At 62.4% G+C, this 23,880-nt stretch carries 22 protein-coding genes and 1 pseudogene; 10 read left to right on the top strand and 13 right to left on the bottom strand.

The genetic code is table 11. The features are described from left to right. The first annotated feature begins 78 nt into the window (after positions 1–78). The 5 genes from FJV43_RS08160 to FJV43_RS08140 all read left to right on the top strand — a co-directional run bounded on the left by FJV43_RS08160 (position 79) and on the right by FJV43_RS08140 (position 5,767). A complete protein-coding gene (locus tag FJV43_RS08160) occupies positions 79–1,533 on the top strand; it encodes a 4-hydroxyphenylacetate 3-hydroxylase family protein (protein ID WP_239626037.1) in 1,455 nt (484 codons plus the stop codon). Between the two features lie 336 nt (positions 1,534–1,869). Beyond that, positions 1,870–2,916: an ABC transporter substrate-binding protein gene (locus FJV43_RS08155; protein ID WP_239626036.1), complete on the top strand. Its 1,047-nt coding sequence runs from the start codon at positions 1,870–1,872 to the stop codon at positions 2,914–2,916. Positions 2,917–2,971: 55 nt separating this feature from the next. Continuing rightward, positions 2,972–3,826 carry an ABC transporter permease gene (locus tag FJV43_RS08150; protein ID WP_239626034.1) on the top strand — a complete coding sequence of 285 codons (855 nt, stop codon included), beginning with the start codon at positions 2,972–2,974 and terminating at the stop codon, positions 3,824–3,826. Positions 3,827–3,867: 41 nt separating this feature from the next. Next, positions 3,868–4,638: an ABC transporter permease subunit gene (locus FJV43_RS08145; RefSeq protein ID WP_239626032.1), complete on the top strand. Its 771-nt coding sequence runs from the start codon at positions 3,868–3,870 to the stop codon at positions 4,636–4,638. A gap of 4 nt (positions 4,639–4,642) precedes the next feature. Then, positions 4,643–5,767 carry an ABC transporter ATP-binding protein gene (locus FJV43_RS08140; RefSeq protein WP_239626030.1) on the top strand — a complete coding sequence of 375 codons (1,125 nt, stop codon included), beginning with the start codon at positions 4,643–4,645 and terminating at the stop codon, positions 5,765–5,767. Positions 5,768–6,068: 301 nt separating this feature from the next. On the opposite strand, the gene FJV43_RS08135 is transcribed toward FJV43_RS08140, so the two are convergent. From FJV43_RS08135 to FJV43_RS08095, 9 genes and pseudogenes are all read right to left on the bottom strand, one after another. Continuing rightward, complete coding sequence (locus tag FJV43_RS08135; RefSeq protein ID WP_239626028.1) at positions 6,069–6,359, bottom strand: cation-transporting P-type ATPase; 291 nt, start codon at positions 6,357–6,359, stop codon at positions 6,069–6,071. 237 nt (positions 6,360–6,596) lie between these two features. Then, positions 6,597–6,887: pseudogene (locus FJV43_RS08130) on the bottom strand (glyoxalase); the annotation flags it as partial. A gap of 46 nt (positions 6,888–6,933) precedes the next feature. Continuing rightward, positions 6,934–7,653, bottom strand: a complete 720-nt coding sequence (locus FJV43_RS08125) for an SDR family oxidoreductase (RefSeq protein ID WP_239626026.1) — start codon at positions 7,651–7,653, stop codon at positions 6,934–6,936. Continuing rightward, a complete protein-coding gene (locus tag FJV43_RS08120; protein ID WP_239626024.1) occupies positions 7,650–8,504 on the bottom strand; it encodes an ATP-binding cassette domain-containing protein in 855 nt (284 codons plus the stop codon). Before FJV43_RS08120 ends, FJV43_RS08125 begins: the two co-directional genes overlap by 4 nt. Continuing rightward, on the bottom strand, positions 8,501–9,376 hold the full coding sequence (locus FJV43_RS08115) for an ABC transporter ATP-binding protein (protein WP_239626022.1): 876 nt from the start codon (positions 9,374–9,376) through the stop codon (positions 8,501–8,503). The genes FJV43_RS08120 and FJV43_RS08115 overlap by 4 nt, the downstream gene beginning before the upstream one ends. Beyond that, on the bottom strand, positions 9,373–10,260 hold the full coding sequence (locus tag FJV43_RS08110; RefSeq protein WP_239626020.1) for an ABC transporter permease: 888 nt from the start codon (positions 10,258–10,260) through the stop codon (positions 9,373–9,375). Before FJV43_RS08110 ends, FJV43_RS08115 begins: the two co-directional genes overlap by 4 nt. Continuing rightward, positions 10,253–11,260, bottom strand: a complete 1,008-nt coding sequence (locus tag FJV43_RS08105; protein WP_239626018.1) for an ABC transporter permease — start codon at positions 11,258–11,260, stop codon at positions 10,253–10,255. The genes FJV43_RS08110 and FJV43_RS08105 overlap by 8 nt, the downstream gene beginning before the upstream one ends. Before the next feature lie 30 nt (positions 11,261–11,290). After that, positions 11,291–12,829, bottom strand: coding sequence for an ABC transporter substrate-binding protein (locus tag FJV43_RS08100; protein WP_197488843.1), 1,539 nt, complete (start codon positions 12,827–12,829; stop codon positions 11,291–11,293). Between the two features lie 72 nt (positions 12,830–12,901). After that, positions 12,902–14,134 (bottom strand): dienelactone hydrolase family protein, encoded by a 1,233-nt coding sequence (locus tag FJV43_RS08095; protein WP_239626016.1) that lies wholly within the window; start codon positions 14,132–14,134, stop codon positions 12,902–12,904. A gap of 205 nt (positions 14,135–14,339) precedes the next feature. Here FJV43_RS08095 and FJV43_RS08090 point away from each other — a divergent pair, with 205 nt between their 5' ends. Further along, complete coding sequence (locus tag FJV43_RS08090; protein WP_239626015.1) at positions 14,340–14,933, top strand: winged helix DNA-binding protein; 594 nt, start codon at positions 14,340–14,342, stop codon at positions 14,931–14,933. A 246-nt stretch (positions 14,934–15,179) separates the two neighbouring features. Here FJV43_RS08090 and FJV43_RS08085 read toward each other — a convergent pair whose 3' ends face one another. From FJV43_RS08085 to FJV43_RS08070, 4 genes are all read right to left on the bottom strand, one after another. Continuing rightward, a complete protein-coding gene (locus FJV43_RS08085) occupies positions 15,180–15,593 on the bottom strand; it encodes a hypothetical protein (protein ID WP_239626013.1) in 414 nt (137 codons plus the stop codon). Between the two features lie 654 nt (positions 15,594–16,247). Next, positions 16,248–17,279, bottom strand: coding sequence for a leucyl aminopeptidase (locus FJV43_RS08080; RefSeq protein ID WP_239626011.1), 1,032 nt, complete (start codon positions 17,277–17,279; stop codon positions 16,248–16,250). 109 nt (positions 17,280–17,388) lie between these two features. Next, positions 17,389–18,072 (bottom strand): TetR/AcrR family transcriptional regulator, encoded by a 684-nt coding sequence (locus tag FJV43_RS08075; RefSeq protein WP_239626009.1) that lies wholly within the window; start codon positions 18,070–18,072, stop codon positions 17,389–17,391. Between the two features lie 100 nt (positions 18,073–18,172). Next, positions 18,173–18,943 (bottom strand): TetR/AcrR family transcriptional regulator, encoded by a 771-nt coding sequence (locus FJV43_RS08070; protein ID WP_239626008.1) that lies wholly within the window; start codon positions 18,941–18,943, stop codon positions 18,173–18,175. Positions 18,944–19,209: 266 nt separating this feature from the next. On the opposite strand from FJV43_RS08070, the gene FJV43_RS08065 reads away from it, so the two are divergent. The 4 genes from FJV43_RS08065 (at position 19,210) to FJV43_RS08050 (ending at position 23,794) form a co-directional block, all read left to right on the top strand. Beyond that, positions 19,210–20,259 carry an aromatic ring-hydroxylating dioxygenase subunit alpha gene (locus FJV43_RS08065; protein WP_239626006.1) on the top strand — a complete coding sequence of 350 codons (1,050 nt, stop codon included), beginning with the start codon at positions 19,210–19,212 and terminating at the stop codon, positions 20,257–20,259. After that, a complete protein-coding gene (locus FJV43_RS08060; protein WP_239626004.1) occupies positions 20,246–21,199 on the top strand; it encodes a PDR/VanB family oxidoreductase in 954 nt (317 codons plus the stop codon). Before FJV43_RS08065 ends, FJV43_RS08060 begins: the two co-directional genes overlap by 14 nt. Before the next feature lie 91 nt (positions 21,200–21,290). Continuing rightward, positions 21,291–22,532 (top strand): FAD-dependent monooxygenase, encoded by a 1,242-nt coding sequence (locus tag FJV43_RS08055; protein WP_239626002.1) that lies wholly within the window; start codon positions 21,291–21,293, stop codon positions 22,530–22,532. 38 nt (positions 22,533–22,570) lie between these two features. Continuing rightward, the gene (locus tag FJV43_RS08050) at positions 22,571–23,794 is read left to right on the top strand and encodes an ABC transporter substrate-binding protein (protein ID WP_239626000.1); all 1,224 of its coding nucleotides are present in this window, start codon (positions 22,571–22,573) and stop codon (positions 23,792–23,794) included. The last annotated feature ends 86 nt before the right edge of the window (positions 23,795–23,880 follow it).

The following is a 23,880-nucleotide window of genomic DNA, read 5'->3' as shown; positions in this document are numbered from 1 at the left end:
GCATCTCCAAAGATATTTATATTTTCCTTATGCTAACTGCTCCGGCACCTTTTCGTCCAGTGCAACAGGAGCCGATCGATGATCCGCACGGGCGAAGAGTACAAGCAGGGCATTCGCGATGGTCGCGAGGTCTGGATCGACGGCGAGCGTGTCAAGGACGTCACCACGCATCCCGCGTTGAAGCCAATCATCGACGTCAAGGCGCGCATGTACGACATGGCGCATGAGGAGCGCTACAGCGGCGATCTCACCTATGTCGAGAGCAACGAGCGGCACTCGATCTTCTACAAGCCTCCGACCGTCCAAAAGGACTGGCACGACAAGATCAAGGCCCTCGATCACTTCATGAAGGACATTTCCGGCGTCGTCACGCGGGTCGGCGACGAGACCATCGGCGAGATGTGGTCGCTGACCGATGGTCGCGACGTTCTGACGGAGATCGATCCGCGCTTTGCGCCGAATATCGACCGTCATATCCGCGCCGTGATCGAGAAAGACGTGTTTCACGTCTCCGCCAACACCGATCCGAAGGGCGATCGCTCGCTGCCGCCGCAGCAGCAGGATCCCGACATGATGGTCCACGTCACGCGCGAGACCGACGCCGGCATCATCATCCGTGGCGCCAAGTACGAGACCGCGGCAGCCTATGCCGACCAGGCCTATCTGAAGCCGACGGTCGGCGCATGGTCGACCGAGAAATTGTCGGATTATGCGGTAGGCTGCATCGTGAAGATGGGTGCGCCCGGCGTGAAGCACATCTGCCGCAGCGGTTTCGCCAGCCGCAGCAACCCGCAGGACTATCCGCTCGCCAACCGTTTCGACGAGGTGGAAGCGCTGGTCGTGTTCGACGATGTCCTGATCCCGTGGGAGGACGTCTTCTTCTATCGCCACACGCGCGCCGCCCAGTTTGTTCGCTCGACCTTGCATCGCTATTCGGCATTTCCTTACGTGCTACGCCTGCTTTACGTTGCCGACATGATGATCGGGGCGGCGATGTGGAATGCCAAGCAGACCGGTCTCGACAAGCTCCAGTCGGTGCGTGAGAAGCTTGCCGATCTCGTTTGCTACCGCGAGGGCATCAATGCGCACCTCACGGCGTCGATCGCGATGGCCGAGAAGAGCTCGGGCGGGCTGCTGATGCCGCAGCAGTCCATGCTCTATGCGGGACGCGTGTTTGCCTGCTCGCAACTTCCGGCAATGATGCACATCGCACGGGAATTGTGTGGCGGACAGATCTGCATCACGCCCAATGCGAATGCGTTCGATGCCAAGGGCAGCGGAGAGTGGCTGAACAAGTTCTACTCCCTGAACGATCAATGGCAGGCCGACGATCGCCGCAAGCTGCTTGCCTTCGCGCGCGATCTCCTCAATTCGGACTATGCCGGTCATCGCCTGACCTTCGTGCAATTCGCCCAGGCGCCGCACTTCAATCATCTGGCCGCGGTCTACAACAGCTTCGATTTCTCGGGGCCGCTCGATTTCGTGAAGAAGTCGGCTGGCTTGTCGGATCGCATCGATGGAAAGGCCTTATGAGCGCGCCAGCTGCGCGGATGAAGATTGCCGCTGGCTATATCAAGCTGCTGCACGAACAGGCATGAACGAGCTGGCTGTCGCATTCGGTGCGACAAACCGGATCCTCTGAGGTCTCGCCAAGCTGACGGAGATCGACGTGATCGCTGGAACTTCGATGATTTAACGGCGTCAGAGCTGATCGACCGTCGGTTCTTCACAAGATGAGCGCCGATCTCTCGGGCGAGAGATCGGTATGCGCGTTTGCGTATTTCTCCAGAATTGTCAATGGGTTGTGAGTGGGGGTGGCACGCCGTTTGCTTTCTGGTTCATGTCAAAACATTGTTGTGAGGGTTGGAGATGAAACGTGTCCTGAAGCACTTCATGATGGCGCTGTCGTCGGTGCTGATTATCGGCGCCGTGCCGTCCTCGGCCTCAGCTGAGGATAAGCTCGTTGTCAGCACCTGGGGCGGCAGCTTTCGCGATCTGATCAACGAGTCGATCGCGAAGAAGTTCACGGCGGAGACCGGCGTCAAGGTCGAGTACGTCACGGGCGGCACAATGGACCGGCTCAACCAGGCCAAGCTGGCTGCCGGCAAACCCGAGAGCGACGTCACTTTCACGACGGCCCATGTCGGCTGGCTCTACGCAAATGACAACCTGTTCGAGAAGCTCGATCTTGCGAAGATCCCAAACGCCATGCATCTGGTCGAGCAGGCCAACATCAGCCCATACCACATCGGCGCCTGGGCCTATGTCTACACGATCGGCTATCTGCCGGATCAGCTCCCAAAGGGCGTCAGCTTCGACAGCTGGGAAGGTCTCTGGAATCCGGCACTGAAGGGCATGATCTCATCGCCCGATTTCGATCCTAGCCACGTTATCGCCGTCGCCGCAAAACTGTCCGGCGCCGATGCCGCGCACTGGGAGGCCGGGAAGGACAAGCTGAAGGCACTGAAGGTGAACTACAAAGCCTTCTACACCAACGACGCCAACAGCCAGCAGATGTTCGCGACCGGAGAGACGCCGGTCCAGGTCGTGCTGTCGATGAATGCCTATTACATGCGCGACCAGGGCGTTCCGATCAAGCTCGTCATTCCCAAGGAAGGTGCAGTGCTCGGCGTCGACACGATGGGCATCACCAAGGGGACGACCAAGGTTGAGCTGGCCTACAAATTCCTGAACATTGCGCTCGATCCGGCGGTGCAGGCACAGATCGCCGATCTCAAGAAAGGCAGTCCAGTGGTCGATAACGCGAAGCTCCGGCCCGAGGTGGCGGCGCTGCCCGGCGTGTTCACGACGCCTGACCAATGGGCGCATCAGACGCTGATCATCGATCACAAGCTGCGCGCCGAAAAAACGGCCGAGTGGCGGAAGTGGTTCGCCGAAAACATGATGGCTCCCTGAGCCAAATCAGCGGCCCGGCCACGGCCGGGTCGCGAGTTTCCGCGCGGAGTTCGCCATGACCAAGCGCCCGTTTCTGGGTTGGTTCGTTTCGCCGGCCGGGCTTGTCGCGCTGGGGCTGACTGCTGCGATGGCGGCCGTGTTCCAGTTCAGCATGAGGACTTACATCCCGGGATCGCTGGAGGTAGGCGGATTCACGTTGCAGAATTTTGCGGCCATGCTGCGGCCGCTTTACGCGCTCGCGTTCTGGAACACGATCCTGCTCTGCTTCGAGACTGCGGCGTTCACGCTGATTCTTGCCTATCCGCTCGCCTATGCACTGGTGCGCACGAGCAGTTCCGCGAAGCGCTCCTTTATCCTGATTGCGGCGGTAACGCCGCTGTTTCTAGGGGAGGTGGTGCGGACCTATTCCTGGATGATTGTGCTCGGGAATAACGGCTTCCTCAACACGCTGCTGCTCAAACTCGGCCTCGTCGAGCGGCCTGTGCAGATGATGTTCACGCCAGGCGGCGTGATCGCGGCGCTTGTCCACGTGACGATGCCGATCATGGTGATCATGCTGGCCGCGGGTCTGTCGCATATCGATCGGAACTGCGAGAAGGCGGCGGAGAGCCTCGGCGCCGGACCGATCCGTGTCTTCCTGACGATCACGCTGCCACTATCGATGCCGGGCATCATCGCGGGCTTCTCCACCGCGTTCGCCTGGACATTCAGCGCTTTCGCGACGCCGCAATTGATCGGCGGCGGGCGGGTCAGCACAGTATCGACGCTGATCTATCAGCTCGGCTTCTCGTCCTTCAATTTCCCCTTTGCGGCAAGCCTGTCGATCATCGGCCTCGCGCTGTCGCTGGCTGTCATTGCATTGCTGAAGCAGGCAACCATGCGGCTCGAACGATTGGCAAGCCCGACATGAGGCGGTCTCCTGCCACCATAGTGCTGAGATGGTCGCTGCGTGTGCTTGTCGTCGCGATCCTTCTGTTCGTGCTGTTGCCCGGTGTCGTCGTAACCGTTACCGCTTTCAACGACCGCGCCATTCTGGCATTTCCGCCGCAGGCGTGGTCGCTGCGCTGGTTCTGGCGGGCGTTCTCGTACAGTGATTTCGGCCGGGGTCTCTGGAACGGCCTGACGGTGACGTTATGGGCGTCGAGCGTAGCGCTGGTCGTCGGCGCAGCCTTCGCCATCGCGATCCATCGTTATAATTTCGTACTCAAGTCGGTGCTCGAAGGCATCCTGCTGTCTCCGCTCGTCATTCCACATTACACGATCGGCTTGGGTGTGCTGATCCTGGCGTCGCAGAGCGGTGCGGGTCGTGGCTTTCCACTTGTTATCCTGACCCATGTGCTGCTGGTGCTGCCATTCGTGATGCGCAGCACCTTCATCTCGCTGCAAAATCTCGACAATCGACTTGAGCTTGCAGCTTCCAGCCTCGGCGCCAGACCAGGCCATATTCTGCTGACGGTGACGATCCCGCTGCTGCTGCCGGGCCTGTTGAGCGGTTGGCTGTTTGCCGCGATCCTGTCGTTCAACGAGTTTACAGCGACGCTGTTCGTCAGCAGCCAGGCGACGCAAACGCTGCCGGTCGCGATGTACAACTATGTCCGCGAATTTGCCGATCCGACGCTGGCTGCATTGTCGGTAATCTATATCGCCGTCACGGCATTGCTGCTGAGTCTCGCCAATGCCTTCCTCGGGCTCGGGAAGATTCTCGATGTTGATGCACACTGATCGGATGGGCGCGACTGCGAGCAGAGAGGCCGGCTGGCAGGGCCAGCCGGCGGTCCAGCTCGACGGCGTGACCAAGCGCTTCGGCGAGTCCATTGCCCTTCATGAGGCCTGGCTCAAGATCGAGCCGGCGGAGTTTATGACTCTGCTCGGTCCGTCTGGCTGCGGAAAGACCACGCTCCTCAATCTCGTTGCCGGCTTTCTCGAAGCCGATAACGGTGAAATCTTTATCGAGGGTACCCTGGTTACCGAAACTCCAGCCCATCAGCGTGAGATCGGTATCGTTTTCCAGAGTTATGCGCTGTTTCCGCATATGAGCGTCGCGAAAAATATCGCCTACGGTTTGAAAACTCGCGGTATCGATAGGAAGGAGATTGCGCGCCGGGTCGAAGAGGCGCTGTCACTGGTCAAGCTGGACGGGTTCGGTGACCGCAAGCCGCGGCAGCTGTCAGGCGGCCAGCAGCAGCGTGTCGCATTGGCCCGCGCACTCGTGATCAAGCCGAAGGTGCTTCTGCTCGACGAGCCATTCTCGGCGCTGGACAAGAATCTACGCGGCTCGATGCAAGTCGAACTCAAGCAGATCCAGCGCGAGCTTGGCGTCACCACGATCTTCGTGACGCATGATCAGGGTGAGGCGCTCTCAATGTCGGATCGCATCGCGGTGATGTCGGAGGGGCGGATACGTCAGGTCGCAGCGCCTGGTGATGTCTATCGCCGGCCAGCGGATCGTTTCGTCGCGTCCTTCGTCGGCGATGTGAATGTACTGGCCGGATGTCTCGTCGCGCGACACGATGAGGTTGCTATCGTATCCATCGGCGATATGCGTCTCGGCGTTCCGGCCGCGCCGCTTGAGAGGCTGGCTATTGCTGACGTTGCGGACGTCTTCATTCGGCCGGAGCATCTCGCTGTGACCTCGGCAGACACGCCAGGTGCGCTGCGCGGAACGGTGACTGCGCAGATCTTTCAGGGCGATCACACCGATCTCTATGTCAACGTCGTCGGCGTTGCGCGTGGGCCCCTCCTGTTGCGCACGGCAGGGATCGCGGCCTTGTCGTCCTGCCCGGTCGGCGCCGAGGTCGGATTGATCGTGGGATCCGATGACATCGTGGCATTCGCGCCCGAAACAAGGTAACGGCGTTGGTCATGCGCACTAGACGATCAATAATCCGACGATAGCTAATGTCATAGGCGCCTTCAACGTCGGCAATACGCTGCGAATTATGCCAATGACTAAGACTGCGGTTCGATGAAACCGCGAGCCTGAGCTCGAAGTGGGAACGTCAATGCCTGATCTTGATAAGGTCGTCGCAAAAGTTTAGGACGTGATTTCGCGGAATGCGATGTTCTACGAAGAGTCTCCGGAGGATACCAAGCAGTATCAGGTGTCGCCTGAGACGATCGCAATCTTGAGTTGGATCGCGACGAACATAGCGCTACCTACCATTCTGGCAGTTCTCGTCGCTCCGGTCTCCGAGATGTTCCAGTCGCTCGCCGGCTGCCAGTTGCAGGACGATAGTGATCTCCAGCATCCAGGGCACCGGTAACCAGAAATGGCGTAGCGCCCGGCGAACCGGGTGTCCCCCGTCCGAGGCCAGCTCATTCGGACCGGTTTCGACGAGCCGGCGCTCGGCTTCCTCTTGGGAAAGGCCTGCCTGGGTTCCAGGGACATTGTTGGAAAGGCCGCCAGCCGAGAACGTGTCGTGCTGATCTTTATCGGATTCCACGTTCCGGACCTCTCACCATTGATACCGGACGATGACCGCCTGCCCCAGTCCTTATGCGACAGGACAGGTCAGTCTGGGGATCAAGCGATCATGCTTGTTGTGTGGGTTCAGGCAGGATGCACATGCCGGACATCGGTTCGATCCAGGCGATTTGATCGATCACGCCCTTCACACCCGCGACGTTTTCGGCGACAACACGGGCCGCTTCCCACGCACGTTCATCGAAGATTGCGCCGGAGAGCCGTAGCCGCAGCGGACCATGCTGATCTCGTCGATGACGGCGCGCGGGTTCACGTTGACGACGTCCTGCATGAAGGTGCCCTTGTCGTCCATGAACGGTCCGAACGACATCGCATGCGAGCAGCCGAGGACGTCGGTGAAGAACGCAGCCGCGGCCTTCACGTCCGGCACGGTGATGCCGGTGTGGTCGTGACCACGCAGGCCCGGAATGGAATACGCTGAAGCCGGCAGGATCGAGGCTCCGAGCGATAATACGGCGGAGGCGAGCAGTACTCTCAACGGGATCATGATCACTTCCTCATGGTTTGCAGCAGCACAACGTCTGACGCGAAATTCAACCCGGCGACGCCAGCTGGCGTTCGACACCCTTGGGATCATGGGCAAGGCCTTGTGCAAGGCCGCGCGCCATCTCGCCGACATAGATCTCCTCCTTGCCGGCCTCGAAGCCGTCGAGGATTTCCTTCGCCGCATCCGCGGTCGTCATCTTCGGGATAGTCAGCATCGCAGTCATGCGGGTGTCGATCGCACCGGGAAGTGCAGCAACGACACGCACGCCCCTCGGGCCGAGATCGCCGCGCAGGCCCTGAGTCAGGCTGAGGCCCGCCGCCTTGGAGGCGCAGTACGATCCCATGAATGGCAGATTCACGCGTGCGAGGATGGTGAGGATGTTGAGGACCGCCCCCTTGTTCCTGACCAGTGCGGGCGCGAAGGCCTTGGTCACCCGCAGCGGCGCGAGATAGTTGATCTCAATCTCCTCGCGGGCGATCGCAAGATCGGGAGCGACCATGAAGCCGGTGTTGTGGTTGATTCCGGCATTGTTGATCAGCACCGCGACGTCGCCGAACTGACCGGCGGCTTTCGCCACATCGTCGTCGCTCGTCACGTCCATCTTGACGGGCACGATGCCGTCCGAGGCTGTCAGGGCGAAAACATCGCGCGCGGTAGCATAGATCTTCGCAGCCCCGCGCGCCTTCAGTTCGGCCATGAGCGCCTGCGCGATCGCTCCGGCAGCACCTGTGACGAGCACGACGGAACCTTTGATTGTCTCGGTCATGCGGCCGATCCTTGTTGTTGCGGAGAGACGACCGAGGATTCATCGAGCCAGCCCGGCTCGACATCGGGCAACGGAATCGCGGCGAGCAATTGCCGCGTATAGGCGTGCTGCGGAGCACCGAACACGCGTGCGACCGGGCCGGATTCGACCACTTCGCCGTGATGCAGGATTGCGACGTCGTCGCAAAGCACTCGCACGACCGAGAGGTCATGGCTGATGAACACCATGGTGAGGCCAAGCCGCGTGCGCAACTCCTTCAGCAGCAGCAGGATGTGCGCCTGGGTCGAGACGTCGAGACCCGACACGATCTCGTCGGCAACGATGAAATCGGGCTCGAGCGCAAGGGCGCGCGCGATGCCGGCGCGCTGGCGCTGGCCGCCGGACAGTTCGTGCGGATAGCGATTGGCGAAATCGGACGGCAGGCCGACCAGATCGAGCAGCGCTGCCGCGCGCTCGCGCTGATCGCGCTTGCCCTTCAGCCGCCCGTGCACGCCGAGCGGGCGCGTCAGCGTCGTGCCGAGCCGGAGCCGCGGATTGAGCGAAGACTGCGGGTCCTGAAAGATCATCTGGATGCGCGCGCGCAACGGGCGCAGCGCGGCCTCGTCGAGCTGACCTATCTCGAGGCCGTCAAACTGGATGCCACCAGAGGTCGGCTTCAACAGCCGCACCAGCAAACGGCCGAGCGTGGTCTTGCCGGAACCGGATTCCCCGACGAGACCCACCACCGAGCCACGCGGCACCGCGAGATTGACGCCCTTGATCACTTCGCGAAGAGTCGGCTTCCCGAACAGGCCGTTACGCTGCGGATAGCCGAAGCCGAGGCTGCCTGTCTGGAGCAGGATATCGCTCATGCCGCACCCACCGCCGGAACCTGATCGAGCCGGTGCGCCTCCGACCACAATTGGTCGATGAGATCAGGCGGCACTGGACGCAGCGCTTCGGCAGGCCGGTCGGCGCGCGGCGTGGCGGCGAGCAGCGCACGGGTATACGCATGGCGCGGTCGCACCAGCACGTTGGCCGTCTCGCCCTCCTCCAGCACCCGGCCGGCATGCAGCACCGTCATGCTGCGGCAGATCTTGGCGACCACGCCGAGGTCGTGAGTGACGAACAGCACGGCGCCGCCATGGCGCAGGCGTAACCGCTCGACGAGCTGCAGCACCTGGCGCTGGACGGTAACGTCGAGCGCCGTGGTCGGCTCGTCGGCAATGACGAGCGCGGGATCACAGGCAAAAGCCATCGCGATCAGCACGCGCTGGCGCATGCCGCCGGAGATCTCGTGCGGAAAGAGCGCGAGGACCCGCTCGGGGTCACGGATCGCAACCTCGGCCAGAAGCTCGGCGGCGCGGGCCAGCGCCGCACGCTTCGACAGGCCGAGATGATGCCGCAGCAGATTGCCAATCTGCCCTCCGATGCGTTTCACCGGATTAAGCGAGGTCATCGGATCCTGCGGGATGAGCGCAATGCGGCGGCCGAGCAGGCTGCGGCGTTCGGCCTCGGCCATGGCCAGCAGATCGCTGCCCTCGAAGGCGATGCGCCCTGCGGTGACGCTTGCGTTCGCCGGTAACAGCCCGAGCACGGCACGACCGAGCATGGACTTCCCGGCGCCGGATTCGCCGACCAGCCCGCGGACCTCGCCCGGCTGCACATCGAGGCTGACACCGCGCAGCACATTGGCGGCGCCGATCGCGACCTTCAGCCCCTCCACCGCGAGTGTCGCCGTCATGAGCGTTGTACCGGATCTAGCGCGAGACGCAGGCCGTCGCCGAACAGATTGAGGCCGATCACGCTGGTGATGATGCAGACGATCGGCAGCGCCATGATCCACGGCGCCTGATAGACGATCTGGCGACCCTCAGCGATCATGCTGCCCCAGGTCGGCGTGTCACCGGCCACCGAGATGCCGACAAAGGACAGGATGACCTCGACCAGGATCGCAATACCCATCTCGACGGCGAGGAGGGTCACCAGCAGCGGAACAAGGTTGGGCAATATCTCCAGCCGCAGTAGCCTGGCCCGGCTCAGGCCGATCACTTGCGCGGCGGCCGCATAGTCGTGCGTGAGCTGCACCATGGTCTCGGCGCGAATGACGCGGGCAAAGCGCGTCCAATCGATCACCACGATTGCGGCGATCACCGAGGTCAGTCCGGCGCCGATCGCTGCAGCCAGCACGATCGACAGCAGCACCGGCGGAAAGGCCATCCAGACGTCGATCAGCCGCGAGATGGACTGATCGACCCAGCCGCCAAAACTCCCGGCAAACAGGCCGAGCGCGACGCCGATCAGCGCCGCTAGCGTTGCCGCGATCAGTGCGACCATCACGGCCGTACGCGCCGAATAGGTCAGGCGCGACAGCACGCAGCGGCCGAGGCTGTCCGTGCCGAGGAGATACGCGTGATCCCCGCCAGTCATCCAGGCCGGCGGCAATTGCGCCGACATCAAATCCTGCTCAAGCGGATCGTGCGGCGCGAACACGGGCGCGAATATCGCGGCCAGCACCAGGAGAGCGACCAGCACCGTGCCGATCCAGAGACGCGGACCGCCCCGCCTCAAGCCCGCAAGCAGGCGCGACGGCGGCGCGGCAAGAGAGGCGATTGCGATGTCAGCCATGGCGCAGCCTCGGATCCAGCATGGTGACCACGAGATCGACCAAGAGATTGAGCGCAATGAACAGCACCGCAAAAGTCAGGACCAAGCCCTGGATCAGCGGAAAGTCGCGGTTGATCACCGCATCGATCGCCATGTTGCCGATACCCTCATAGGAGAAGATGCGCTCGACCAGCACGGTGCCGCCGAGCAGCAGCGTCACCTGGACCCCGCCGAGCGCGACCGTCGGGATCAGCGCGTTAGGAAACACCTCGCGCAGCAGGATGTTCGGGCGCGAATAGCCGCGGGCGCGCGCGATCTGGGCATAGTCCTGATCCTCGGATTCCGCCAGCGAGGCTTTCAACAGACGCGCCACCAGAGCCGCAAGCGGCAGCGCCAACGCGAGCGCCGGCAGGATCATGTGATGCAGAAGCGCGAAGGCGACGTCGAAGTGGCCGGTCAGGATGCTCTCGATCAGGAAGAAATTGCTGTGCAGGTTGAGGTCGATCTCCGGATCGATCCGGCCGGAGATCGGCAGCAGCGGAATCAGCACACCAAACAACAGCAGCAGGATCAGCGCCCAGAGGAAATCCGGAATCGCAAGCAGCACGCCGATGCCGCCATCGACGACCCATTCGGCGCGCCGGCCCCGCAGCAGAATGCCGACAAGCGCTGCGACAACGCCAATCACGACGGCGATCATCGTCGCCACCAGCGCAAGCTCGATTGTGGCCGGCAGCCGCGCCAGCAGCAATTCCAGCACGTTTTGCCGCAGGCTGATGGAGCGGCCGAAATCGCCGCTTGCGACCTGGCCAAGCCAGGTCGCAAATTGTTGGAGGATCGGCTGGTCGAGGCCATAGAGCGCTCGGAGCCGGCCGATGTCGGCCTCCGAGGCGCCGGGCGGGATCATCATGGCAATGGGATCGCCCGGCACGACGCGCAGCAGCACGAAGACGATCACCGCCACACCGAACAATGTGGGCGGGACGAGGACGAGTCGCCTGATCAGCTCGCCCCATCGCATCCTTGTGCCCCCTTTTTCCTAGCCGGCGGCTCAAGCCGGCGTGACGAGCTGCGGAAGGATCATGCCGTTGGATTGCGACACGACCTTGAGACCCTTCTTGTGGATGATCGGCTGCACATATTGGAACAGCGGAATCACCTCGCCCTCCTCGGCAATGTACTTGTCGACGGCCTTGTAGCCGGCGATACGCTTGGCCTCGTCTTTCTCGCCCCAGAGAGGCCCGATGCGCTCGACGAGATCCTTGCCCTTCCAGGCGCAATGCGGCGAGGGACCGAACATCGCAAAGCCGGTCGAGGTCGAGGGATCGCCGATCGCGTTGCCCCAATTGTAGAAGGCGGCCGGCGCCAGCGCGTGGCGTGCGCGCAACTCGAAATGCTTGGCGATCTCGTATATCTCGATATTGGCGTCGATGCCGACCTTGCGCCACATGCCGACGATCGCCTGGATCATCTCGTAGTCCTTCGGCTTGAAGCCTCGCGTGGTCTGGATCGTGAACTTGACCGGCTTGTCCGGAGAATAGCCGCTCTTGGCGAGCAGGCTTTTCGCAAACTGGGGATCGTAGGCAACTTTGATGGAGGGATCGAAGGCCGCATAGCCCGGCGCCTCGAGTGTCGAGATCGGCACGCCGTAGCCCTTGAGAAGCCGGTCGACGATCGCCTTCTTGTCGATCGCATGGTGGGCGGCGAGCCGCACGTTGCGGTCGAGCATTGGGTCGATGTCGGTGATGAAGATCATAGCGATGTCGGACACCGGCTTGGTCTGCCCTGCCAATCCCGGCTTGGCTTTGAGGCGGTCGAACTCTTCGTAAGGGATCTCAAAGGTGAGATCCGAGCCGCCGGATTCCATCTCGGCCACGCGGCTCGTCGGATCGGTGATGAACTTGAAAACCACGGTCTCGAAAGCCGGCTTGCCGCCCCAGTAGCCAGGATGCGCCTTCAGCCGCAGGAAGGCGTTGCGCTCGAAGGCATCGACCTTGTAGGGGCCCGATCCGATCGGCGCCTTCTCGAAACCTTCGGCACCGACCTTCTCGAAATAGGCCTTAGGCAGAATATAACCGGTGAGGAACGCCATCCATTTGAACAGCGTCGGCTCGAATTCGAGCACGTCGCCGGTGATGGTGTTGCCGTCGATCGTGTAATTGCCGACCTTGGCCCAGACGAACTGGATCGGATTGCCGCCTTTCGGATCCGCCGCGCGGGTAAGCGACCAGACGACATCCTCAGGCGTCACCGGTGAGCCGTCATGCCAGGTCGCGCCCTTGCGCACATCCATCGTGATCTTGCTGCGATCCTCGTTCCATCCCCATTTCGTCAGCAGCCCGGGCTTGAAGGAGAGGTCCGGCGCCTGGCCGATATAGGGGTCGAACACCGCCTGATAGATCGACTGGATGGTCGGGTTCACGGCCGAGAGGCCGACAGTCGGATCGAACGACGGCAAATTGACGTTGTAAGCGATGGTCAGCGTGCCCGGCGTAGCCGCAAGTGCGCCACCGGTGAGACCCGAGGCGAGCGGCAGCGCGGCGACGCCGCCGGCAAGCTGGAGAAGCGAGCGACGAGAGAGATACGACATGTTCATGACCCCCAACACGATGGACGAGAGATTGCGAGCATTTGCGAAAACGGCGCCGTCGATCAGATCTGCTTATTTCCCGGCGCTCTCGGACCAGCGCGCCATCAGCGTGTTGGACGGCAGCGATTCATCGACCAACTTCTTGGCGGTCTCGACGCCGGCCACCGGCAGCTTGCTTGGATCGATCAGGCCGATCTGCACCAGCACCGACGCCTGGTCCCAATAGATGTGCTCGTTGTAGAGCTTGTCGCCACGGAAGCGCACGATCGCCACCAGCGGGATCTCGACATACTTGCCGGTCGGCGGCACGCCGGGCAGCATCCAGTCGATCTCGATGTCGTGGGTGAAGCAGAACAGCATCTCGTCGACGATGCGGTCCGAACCGATGGTACGGGAGATCGGCACCAGCTTGGTGTCCTGCGGCGTCTTCGGAATGAAGTGGTTCTTGTAGAAGCGCAGCAGGTCACGATAGCCCACACCACCCGTCATGGTCGGGATGTGGTTGACATAGGGCTCGGCAACCATGGTCGTCATGGTCTGCTCGGCCGACCGCGTCGCGAATTCGAGTTCGGTGTGCTTGTCCCACAGCGCCGAGAGGTCGTAGTGCGGGCCCAGCACCTTCCGGAACAGCGCGATCGAGCGCGTATAGGCCATCAGCGTCGCGGGCTTGTTGAAGCTGGTGCGCTCCGGCGCAGCGAAGGCGTGGTCGCAACCGGGGTAGAGGTAGAATTCGATCTCAGGCCGGCCCTTGAACGCCGCCATGACCTGCGCTCGCGCTTCCGCCGGCGCAAAGCGATCGAGCTCGGCGAAATGGAAGACCACGGGGCATTTGACGTCGGCCGCTTCGCTAAGATCGGCCTCGATGCCGACGCCGTAATAGCTGACGGCGCAGTCGACATCCGTCCGCGCGGCAACGAGATAGGCAAGCTTGCCGCCAAGACAGAAGCCGAGCGCACCGACCTTGCCCTTGCATTCGGGACGCGCGCGCAGCACCTTCAGCCCGTCGGCGGCGTCCTTGATCGACTGATTGGCATCGAAGCGTTGGTAATAGCCCATTGCCTTGCCGAAATCGGCCTCGGTGTAGCCGAGCTCGACGCCGGGCTCCATGCGCCAGAACAGATCGGGTGCCAGCACCACATAGCCTTCCTCGGCGTAATGGTCGGCAACCTCACGCATCGATTCGTTGACGCCGAAAATCTCCTGCAACAGCAGGATGCCGGGACCGGAGCCCGAAGCTGGGACCGCGAGGTACCCCTTGAACGTGCCGCCATCCTTGGCAGCGATCTCGATCCACTGTCCAGCCATCGTGATCGTCCCCTCTCCTCGTTGAGCCCCTGGAGCCTTCCCCCATCACGGCGCGTCTGTTTGACGCGTCGGGCACGAGGCGAAGACGGTTGCCTTTTCATCATGCTTTCTTAATTGAATTTTTAATGTAAGAATCGAACTTGTAAATAGCATAGATTGAGCACAGCCTGCCCAGACAGTAAGCGAGGGCGGGAATCAGGAGACGATGTTGAGGAAGACGCAGAAGGCGGCCGCGCGACGAACGGGCACCGCCGCGAGAGACAAGCAGCGGCCGGCCGCGACGGAGCGGCCAGGCTCGTGGCACCTGGCGCGCACCGAGACCGAGCTGCGCCTCTCCGAGTTCGAGTTCAGGCTGGAGCGGCTGGCGCAAGCCTATTATCGCTGGAAGGCTGCCTGCCTTGCCGCCGTCTGCGACGTGCCGTTGACCGGAGATGACGTCGCCGTGCTCAACGTGGTGCGCATGGGCGATGAACCCAAGCGACTGTCAGAGATCGGCCAGCTGCTCAACCGCGTCGACGTCCCCAATCTGCAATATGCGACTCGCAAGCTTGTGAAGGCCGGTTTGATCGAGACCGAGGGCTCGTCATCGCGCAAGGAGACGCGCTACCGCGTGACCGACCGAGGCCACGACGTCACTGAAGCCTATGCAGCCTTGCGCGCGGAAACGCTCCCGCCGATGTTGGAAGCACTGGACGACTGGGCCGAAAAGTCGGAGGCCGCGGGCTCCCATCTCGAACTGGCGTCGAGCCTCTATACGCAGGCCGCCCAGGCCGCGATCATACGGCGGCATCACCCGTGAAGCTGCTGTGCAGTCTCGCCTGCGATTGCAAAGGGAGAGATTGGTAATCCCGGCATGACTCGAACATGCGACTTACGGGTCTCCGGTGAGCGCGTCGCAGACTGTATCCCGTGCGGCGGTCGGCACTGGCAGGTTCTTGCCATCATTCCGGCCGCATGATCTAGGACGCATCCTTGCCGACGACTGTAGCCCATTCGCGGATGTGCCAGCTTCGGACCAATCCGTTGTTGATGTACGAATATTGCTTCACAAAGTTCTCCACCAGTAAGGCTTCGCTCGGTCCGAGTCACAGAGCGTGGTGCGTCCCAGTCTCTCGTCAATGATTGCGATGGCATCTGCCGTCTTCAGCATGTCGGCGAGGACCCTATCCGCCTGGATGCCCGTGCGATGATCGTGCGCAGCGATTGCATCTTGAGCCTCAGCGGGGATGTTGTTTCCAAGCCAGCGAACCGTCAGCAGACCGTGCTGGCTCCAGTTGTCCAATGTGTGAAAGTAATCGAGATCATGGCGCAGGCCAACGACTTCCCAAAGCTCAGCAGAAGCCGAAAAGCCCGGCGCAAGCGTCCGCATCATGTGGGCCACTACCCGCGAGTGATTGGCCCTAGGGGTGTCACTCAAATGCTGCTGGAACAACATCTGTGCAACAACAACTGTTAGCATTCGGCCCATCCCAACGAACGTTGTCTCGACCTTAGTTTGGGAGTTTGGGTCAGGACAACTACCATCCGTCAAGGGGGTAGCGAGGTCCGCTTCGGATCCAGAGGCCGCCTTGGATCACGTGTGTTCCTCTGTTCGGGTCACCCTCAGGAAACAGACCTCGCTGCGCTCTGAGCCAGAGTCCGCCGCGGGCAAAAGCAGAAATCAGCGGCATATTCGAACTGCTTTTATTGCCTGCGGCTAGGGTCGACGAGCATGATGACTCAGCCATTCCACCAGCCAGCCTGCGACCTCCAGGCTGTTGCTGCGTGAGGAAGCGCTTGCGTTTCCAAACCGCTGAATGGTTTCGGCGGACGGCGCGACGGACTCATCGTCACCGTCCTATCCTCTGTCCTTACACGTGAGTCGGCGAATTGGGTTCGCCCCGCCCGCGATGATGCGTCGTTACGTGGTCTCCAAAAGGTGGCAAAGCTTGGACACCGCGAGCCTACGATTGGGATATTGTTATAGGGGGCGAAGAAACGCAGACGCTGACGACGAGCGAGGATCGCTGGCGCTGGCATCGGATACTGAGCAACCAGAGAATGGAACGACATTGTTAATGCCGCTTCTTAGATGGAACTGGCGGGCCGATGAGATCGCTGATCTCGTCTCGCTTTAGTTGCGGCTCATCTGAATATCCTTCACGACGACCTCGCCGTCGATCACGATCGCTTCGTCATCCAGCAGCAGCGAGCAGTTGCGCATGGGGATGTCGAGATGGCACGCGGTGGTGTTGGGGCCGCCGAGTTCGTTGTTGGGGCCGGTCGAAAACATGACATTGCCGTAGAAGCTGCGCGGCTCCATGCCCATCCCTCCGGGAAACTCGCCGGGGACGAAATTGTGCCAGCGTGCCTGAGGGTTCATGCCCCAGCCGACATGGCTCATGCCGTAGCCGCGCCTATCGTTGAAGGATTCCATGTAGGACTTGACGATCTCGGCCTCGAGCCCGCCCCTGATGTCCGTGACCCAGCCTCGCTCGATTGTGTAGGTGATGGGATCGCGGACCATGATGTTCTGCGGCAACAGGATGTCGCCGGGCGCGACCACGATCTGCCCATCGACCCCGTCATCGTCGCCGCCGGTGAAGACGAAGCCGGAGGGCCAATGGTCCCAGCGGCCCGGCGTGTCGTTGCAGGCATATTCGGCGATCGTGTCATAGGTGTTCAGCTTGTAGGTCACGTCGGTGCCGTGCGGCGAGGTGATCCGCATCACCTTGGCCGCGTCGAGAAGGCCGGCGGCGATCTCGACCTTCTCGCGCAATTCGGGATAGGGCTGCATCCGTGCCAGCAATTCCGGCGGCTCGACCGCAGTGAGAATGCGAGTGCCCGCGGCCTGAATGGCGAACTGTTCCGGCGAGAACAGCAGGAAGACGCAGTCGATCAGCATGTCGCAATTCTTCAGGGCCTCGACGGCGTCGGGCAGGGCAGCCAGGCCAGTGACGCCGACGTTCCAGCCGGCAGTCGGGAGCGGCGTGGGCAGCCGCATGTGATACATCCGCGCGCCGAGCCGCTGGCCCGCGGCCATGAAGGCGTCGGCGTAGGACAGGCGATCATTGCCCTGGGTCAGAACGACCAGGCGCTCGCCGTCGCGCACACCGGACATCTTGAGCTGATGCAGGCAGATTTCGGTGAAACCGGCGTGGTCCATGACTCATCCTCTTCGTCAATCGGGGATAAATTAAACAATGGATTAATTTAATGGCAAGCCCATGTGATAGGCAGGCCTATGAGGCAGGATGCGCGAATTGGCGGCGGCCTCAGCCCTTAAAGCCAAGGGTGGTGAAGCGGACGACCTCCTCGATCAGATCGCCGGACGGAGGGACGCTGCGCTTCGTTCCGCTGATCTCGTCGATCCGGTGCGCGTCCGAAAGAATGTAGATGTAGATTCCGATGAACTGGGCAAAACGCAGATACAAGCGCTCTTCGGTCAGATGCGGCAGCAAATCGGCCAGGACCGCGACGTAAGCGCGCACCGGGCGGTCATAGACCTCGCGGCGCAGTTGATAGGCCGTTTCGTCGGGCTCGGCATGGAGGCGGGCCTGGAGGCGCAGAAAGGCGCGTCCCTGCGCCGACGCCCGCAGCTCGAAGGGCGGCGTCACATAGGCGCGCAGCACGTCCTCGACCTTGAAGCGCCTTCGCGCCGTCAACTCGCCGAGCAGCGCCATGCGACGCTCGGCCAGCCATTCGCCGCGCCGCAGATAGACCTGCCGGAACAGCTCCTGCTTGCTGCCAAACCAATAATTCGCCATGGCCTGCGTGACCTCGGCAGCTTCGGCGATCTCGCGCAGATTGGCCGCCGCATAGCCGCGCTCGGCGAAATAGCGTTCGGCGGCGTCGAGAAGCGCGTCTCGGCTCTCAGTCTGCCCCTCGGGGCGGCCCGGTCCACCGCGTTTCTTTCCATTGCGAGCCGTTTTCATCACCGCCATGCGTGCCTCGATCACGCCACCATGCCGATCGGCCGGGAACGGGATAGCGTCTCGTGTGGGTTAGCGATCGACAGCCCGCCGTGCCAGCCGGCATGTCCGCGATATCGATTGGATGTCATGATTGCGATCGCGGTGCGGGTCTACCGGTTGATCGTCTGCGCCGGGACTTCTTTGAGGGAGCGGTGGGGCGCTGCGGCTCGTCCCGGCGCATGCCGCCGGCGATGAACGCAACGGTCTCTACCTTCAATCTCTCATTGTCCCGCGGATCATAGGCTTCCGGCATCATGTCCTCCATCCGGTTCGTGTCGGACAAGGCATAGAGATAGGTCCCGATCATCAGCGTCATGCGCCAATGGATGTCGACGCGCGAGAGATGGGGCAGGGCCTTGTGCAACGCTTCGATATAGAGGGTCGTCGATTCATCATAGGCGGTCTTGCGGAGCTCGTAGGACAGGTTGGGCGGCTCGGTGTGCAGCCGCGCATGCAGGCGCAGGAACGCCAGTCCTTGCGCCGTTACGCGCAAATTCAGGATCGGTTGCAGGAACGCCTCGATGATGGCGACGACGTCGTTCGCCTGGCCGGCGGCCCTCAACGTGGCGAGGCTTTCGATCCTGGCATCGGCGATGACAGACGCGCGACGCAGGAATGTCTCGCGAAACAGGCCGAATTTGGTGCCGAAATAATAGGTGATGAGGGCCTGCGTCACGCCGGCCTGCTCGGAAATCTCGCGCAGTGTGGTTCCAGCATAGCCCTGATTGGCGAAGATGACCTCTGCGGCATCCATGATGTCCGCGCGCATCTTGCCGCTGCCGCCTTCCGGCCGGCCCGGACGCTTGGTGCGGGACTCGGTTGAGGGAAGGCCGCGTCGGCCGGACACGCCACTCATATGTGCTTCGCTCCGTCGGCGCCGCAGCCGGCGTCAAAGAGGCGGCATGGTGCCCGGAATCGATGCAAGGAATTCTGTCGAGATCGCGATAGTCGCATGCAGTTGCCCCCGAATGGACGAAGATGGCGATGCTTTCCGCCTTTTCTCAAGGTGGCATGTGGATTGCAAACGATAATTATATAGGCGACCAATAAAGAAATTATATGGTCACCCAATTAAGATGACGTGGCGGCGCCACGTCCCGTAAAGGAGCATCGATGTCCGCCATGACCTTATCAGCTCATCGGCCGATCACTGCCCAGGACGGCTGCCAGGACCCCGTCTTGCTTAATGACTGGCATGTCGTGGGGTTCGCGTCGGACTTCGTCCCGGGCAAGATCCATCCGGTTCGCTTGCTCGAGCGCGACTTGATCGCGTGGCGCACGGACGATGGCGAGATCCATGTCTGGGAGGATCTATGCATCCATCGCGGGGCCCGCCTGTCCAAGGGCTGGATCAAGAACGACCGGGTGGTCTGTCCTTATCACGGCTGGGAATATGACGGGGGCGGCCGGTGCGCCCTGATGCCCGCGGCTCCGGACGAGACGCCGATGAAGAAGGCGCGGGCCTTTCCCTATCTGGCGGTCGAGCGCTACGGCTTCGTGTGGGTCTGCCTCGGCGAACCCAGCGTCGACGTGCCGCTGTTTCCGCAGTGGGACGATGCGAGCTTCCTGAAGGTCCACAGTGGACCTTACAGCTATGCGGCCAACGGCTTCCGTGCGATCGAGAACTTCATCGACGCCAGCCATTTTCCCTTCGTGCATGCCGGCCTGAACGGAGTCATGGATCATCCGGACCGGCTCGATCCCTACGACGTGCACGAGGCCGACACCGGGCTTCGTTCCTCGGAGGTGAAGGTGTTCCAGCCGTTCGGCGATGCGCGTGGCGTGCCGCTGATGGCCTTCTACACCTATCATACGTTCCGGCCGCTGGTGGCCTATTTCTCCAAGCGGACGCAACAGGCCGACGCTGCTGCAAACATCGTCTCCGATCACTCCGACCTGTTCACGACCTTCTTCACGGCCCAGCCCATCGACGAGAAGACGACCATCGTCCGCGTCTGCGCGGCGCTGAACGTGCAGCCGCATCCCGACCCGAAGTCGGTCCGTGAGCGCGCCGACGTGGTCTATGGGCAGGATCGCGAGATCGTGGAGTCGCAGCGGCCCGAGCGCATCCCGACCGAGCTGCGCTACGAGTTGCATCACCGCACCGACCTGATGGGCCAGCGCTATCGCACATGGTTGCGTGCCAAGGGAATTTCCTATGGCGTCATCTGAGCTCGGCCTGGGCTTGCGGCTGGTCGAGATCGTTTTTGGCGCCCCGGGCATCAACCTCTACCGGCTGGCCGCGCCCGACGGATCCGCGCTGCCGGCGTTCGAGCCCGGCGCGCATCTCGATTTGGAGATCGCGCCCGGACTTGTGCGGCAATATTCGCTGCTGTGGCCGCAACCCGCCGGGGATCGCTACGAGATCGCCGTCCAGGAGGCGCCCGACGGACGGGGCGGTTCGCGCTGCTGGCATCGGCAATCGGTGGTGGGCGACGTCTACCGCGCCTCGCTCCCGCGCAATCACTTCGCGCTCGGAGCGGCGACGCCGGAGACCCGATATCTGTTCGCCGGCGGCATAGGCATCACGCCGATCATCTCGATGTATCGCAAGCTCGTCGCTCAGCAGCAGCCGGTGCAATTACACTATTGGACCCGCAGCCCCATGGCCAGGCTGTTCCAAGACGAACTCGCCGCCATCACCGATGGTAGCGTGCATCTGCACTCTACGCGCGGGCCTGCGCCGCGCCTGGCCGACGTACTGCCGGCGGTGCCGCGCGACGCGCAGCTGTATTGCTGCGGGCCGAAGCGCATGATCGACGCGTTCGATGCGCTGACCGCGCGGCGCCCGCCCGAGCTGATGCATCGCGAGCGCTTTGCCGCGGCCCCGCAGCAGGCCGAGCCCTCGGGAAGTTTCAGCATCCGTCTCGTCCGCTCCGGCCGCACCTTGGAGGTCGGCGCCGACGAGAGTGTGCTCAGCGCGTGCATCGCCGCGGGGATCGACCTGTCCTACTCCTGCGAAGAGGGTGTCTGCGGAGCCTGCGAGGTCCGCGTGCTCTCGGGGGACGTCGATCACCGCGACCAGGTCATTCCGCCGGCCGCGAGGGCGACCTCGGCCACCATGATGGCCTGCTGCTCGCGTGGCCGGACCATGCTCGAACTCGATATCTGAGCTTTGCCAAATCTAAGCCTTGCCAAATCTAAGCCTTGCCAAATCTAAGCCTTGCCAAGTCTGCGTTGCCAAGACCAATCCGGGAGATCGCATGAAACATCCTTTCCACGTGGCCATCATCGGCGGTGGCATCGGCGGCGTCGCGCTGGCGCGCAGCCTCGATCTGCTTGGCATCGACTATCATGTGTTCGAGCGCGCTGCGGCCTTCGGCGAGATCGGCGCGGGCGTGCAGGTCACGCCCAATGCGGTCAAGGTGCTGGAGGCGCTCGGCCTCGCCGAGGATCTCGCGGCCGCCGGTTTCCTGCCCGAAGCCATGGTCGGCTGGAATTGGCAGAGCGGAGAGGAGTTATTCCGCAGCCCGCTTCGCGCCGTGTGCCCGCGGGTGTTCGGGGCCGACTTCTATCACGTACATCGCGCCGATCTGCACGCGATGCTCGCCAAGGACATCCCGCCGGAGCGCGTCACCCTAGGCCGGGCCTGCACGGGGCTGCGCCAGCGGGCAGGGCGGATGGTCGCCTGCTTCGATGACGGCAGCGAGCATGTTGCAGATCTCGTGGTCGGCGCCGACGGCGTTCGGTCCGTGATCCGGGCCGAATTGTGGGGACAGGAGCCGGCCAGCTACACGGGTCACATGTGTTGGCGCGCGCTCGTTCCGGTCGATCAGCACCCGTTGCCGTTCGTCACGCCGACATCCTCGTTCTGGATGGGCCCCAAGGGGCATGTGGTGACCTATTACGTCAAGGGTGGCGCGATGGTGAACATCGTCGCCGTCGCCGAGAACCACGAATGGGTCGAGGAATCCTGGACGGCCAAGAGCACGCCACAGGAGCTGCTCGATGCCTATGCAGGCTGGCATGACGATCTGGTCCGGCTGTTCGCTCGGACCAATCCGGATCAGGTCTACAAATGGGGATTGTTCGACCGTGATCCCATGGCACGCTGGTCGCAGGGGAATGTCACGCTGCTCGGCGATGCGGCTCATCCGATGCTGCCGTTCCTGTCGCAGGGCGCGGCGATGGCAATCGAGGACGCCTACGTTCTTGCGCAGGCGCTGGATCATTTCGGGCCTGGGAAGCTCGACGCGGCACTCGACGCCTATGAGATGGAGCGGCGCCCGCGCACGGCGCGGGTTCAGCTCGAGGCGCGCGAACGCGGTCGCACCTATCACCTGGCTTCTCCGGAGGAATCGCGCGCGCGCGATCTCGCCTTCAAGGAGGAGCAGGCGCGCAATCCCAACGCGGTCGGCATTAAGGCGGAGTGGGTCTACCAATATGATGCCCGCATCTGTCGCGATCGGTTCGACACATCGCCGGCGCTGAGCGCCGCGTCCTGACGTTTTGAGGTCTCATCGTTCACCGGAGAATAGACGTAATGATCAACAAAGTGAGTTTAAGGTGCGTTCTGCTGTCCAGTCTCGCCGCCGTCGGTGTCCTGTCTTCGGCTGCGGCCAGGGCCGAGGAGCCGATCAAGATCGGCGAGATCAATAGCTACAAGTCGCAGCCGGTCTTCACTGACGGCTACAAGAAGGGCATGCAGCTCGCGATCGACCAGATCAATGCCGCAGGCGGCGTCGCCGGTCGCAAGCTGGAGCTCATCACCCGCGACGACAACGCCAATCCGGGCGAGGCGATCCGCCAAGCCGAGGATCTGGTCACCCGCGAGAAGGTCGATATCCTCGCCGGCGCGTTCTATGCCCATATCGGCACCGCGCTGACCGACTATGCCAAGCAGAAGCGCCGCTTCACGCTGATCACGGAGGCCTTGAGCGACAACATCGTCTGGAGCGTCGGCAACCGCTACACGTTCCGCCTCGACGCGTCGACCTACATGCTCGTCGCCTCGCTGGTCGACGATGCCGTGAAGCTGAAGAAGAAGCGCTGGGCACTCATCTATCCGAACTACGAGTTCGGCACGTCGGCCGCGAACGTCTTCAAGAAGCTGATGAAGCAGCGCCAGCCGGATGTCGAATTCGTCACCGAGCAGGCTCCGCCGTTCGGCAAGATCGATGCCGGCAGCGTCGTCCAGGCGCTGTCGGACGCCAAGCCTGAAGCCACGTTCAACGCGCTGTTCGGAACCGATCTCGCGCAGTTCGTCCGCGAGGGCACCACCCGCGGCTTCCTCGGCGACAACATGCCGGTCTACAGCATCATCACCGGCCAGCCCGAATATCTCGAGCCGCTGCGCGACGAGATTCCGAAAAATTGGGTGGTCACCGGCTATCCCTGGTACAGCATCAAGACGCCGGCCCACCAGACCTTCCTGACCGAATACCAGGCCAAATACGGCAAGGAGAATCTGCGCTTCGGCTCGATCATCGGCTACGCCACGATCAAGGCCATCGCGGCCGGCGTGGCGGCCTCGGGCGGCAAGACCGATACGGAGTCGATGATCAAGGCGTTCGAAGGGCTCGAATTCGATACGCCGGATGGCAAGACGGTTTTCCGCAAGATCGATCATCAGGCGACCTGGGGTCTCTATGTCGGCAAGCTCGCGGTCGAGGATGGCAAAGGTGTGATGGTCGACTACCACTTCGCGCCGGGCGACACGCTGCTGCCGTCGGACGACGAGGTGCGCAAGCTGCGTCCCGCCGATTGACCCGACGACGGGCGCCCCGCATGCGGTGGGGCGCCCGTCGTCATTCCCCGCCACATCTGTCCTGAGCGAGATTGCCAGAGAACTGT

The sequence above is a fragment of the Bradyrhizobium sp. I71 genome, assembly GCF_022354745.1.
GTDB lineage: Bacteria > Pseudomonadota > Alphaproteobacteria > Rhizobiales > Xanthobacteraceae > Bradyrhizobium > Bradyrhizobium liaoningense.
Note: the sequence above shows the minus strand (reverse complement) of the source record. Positions and strands in the feature narration are given on the sequence as shown.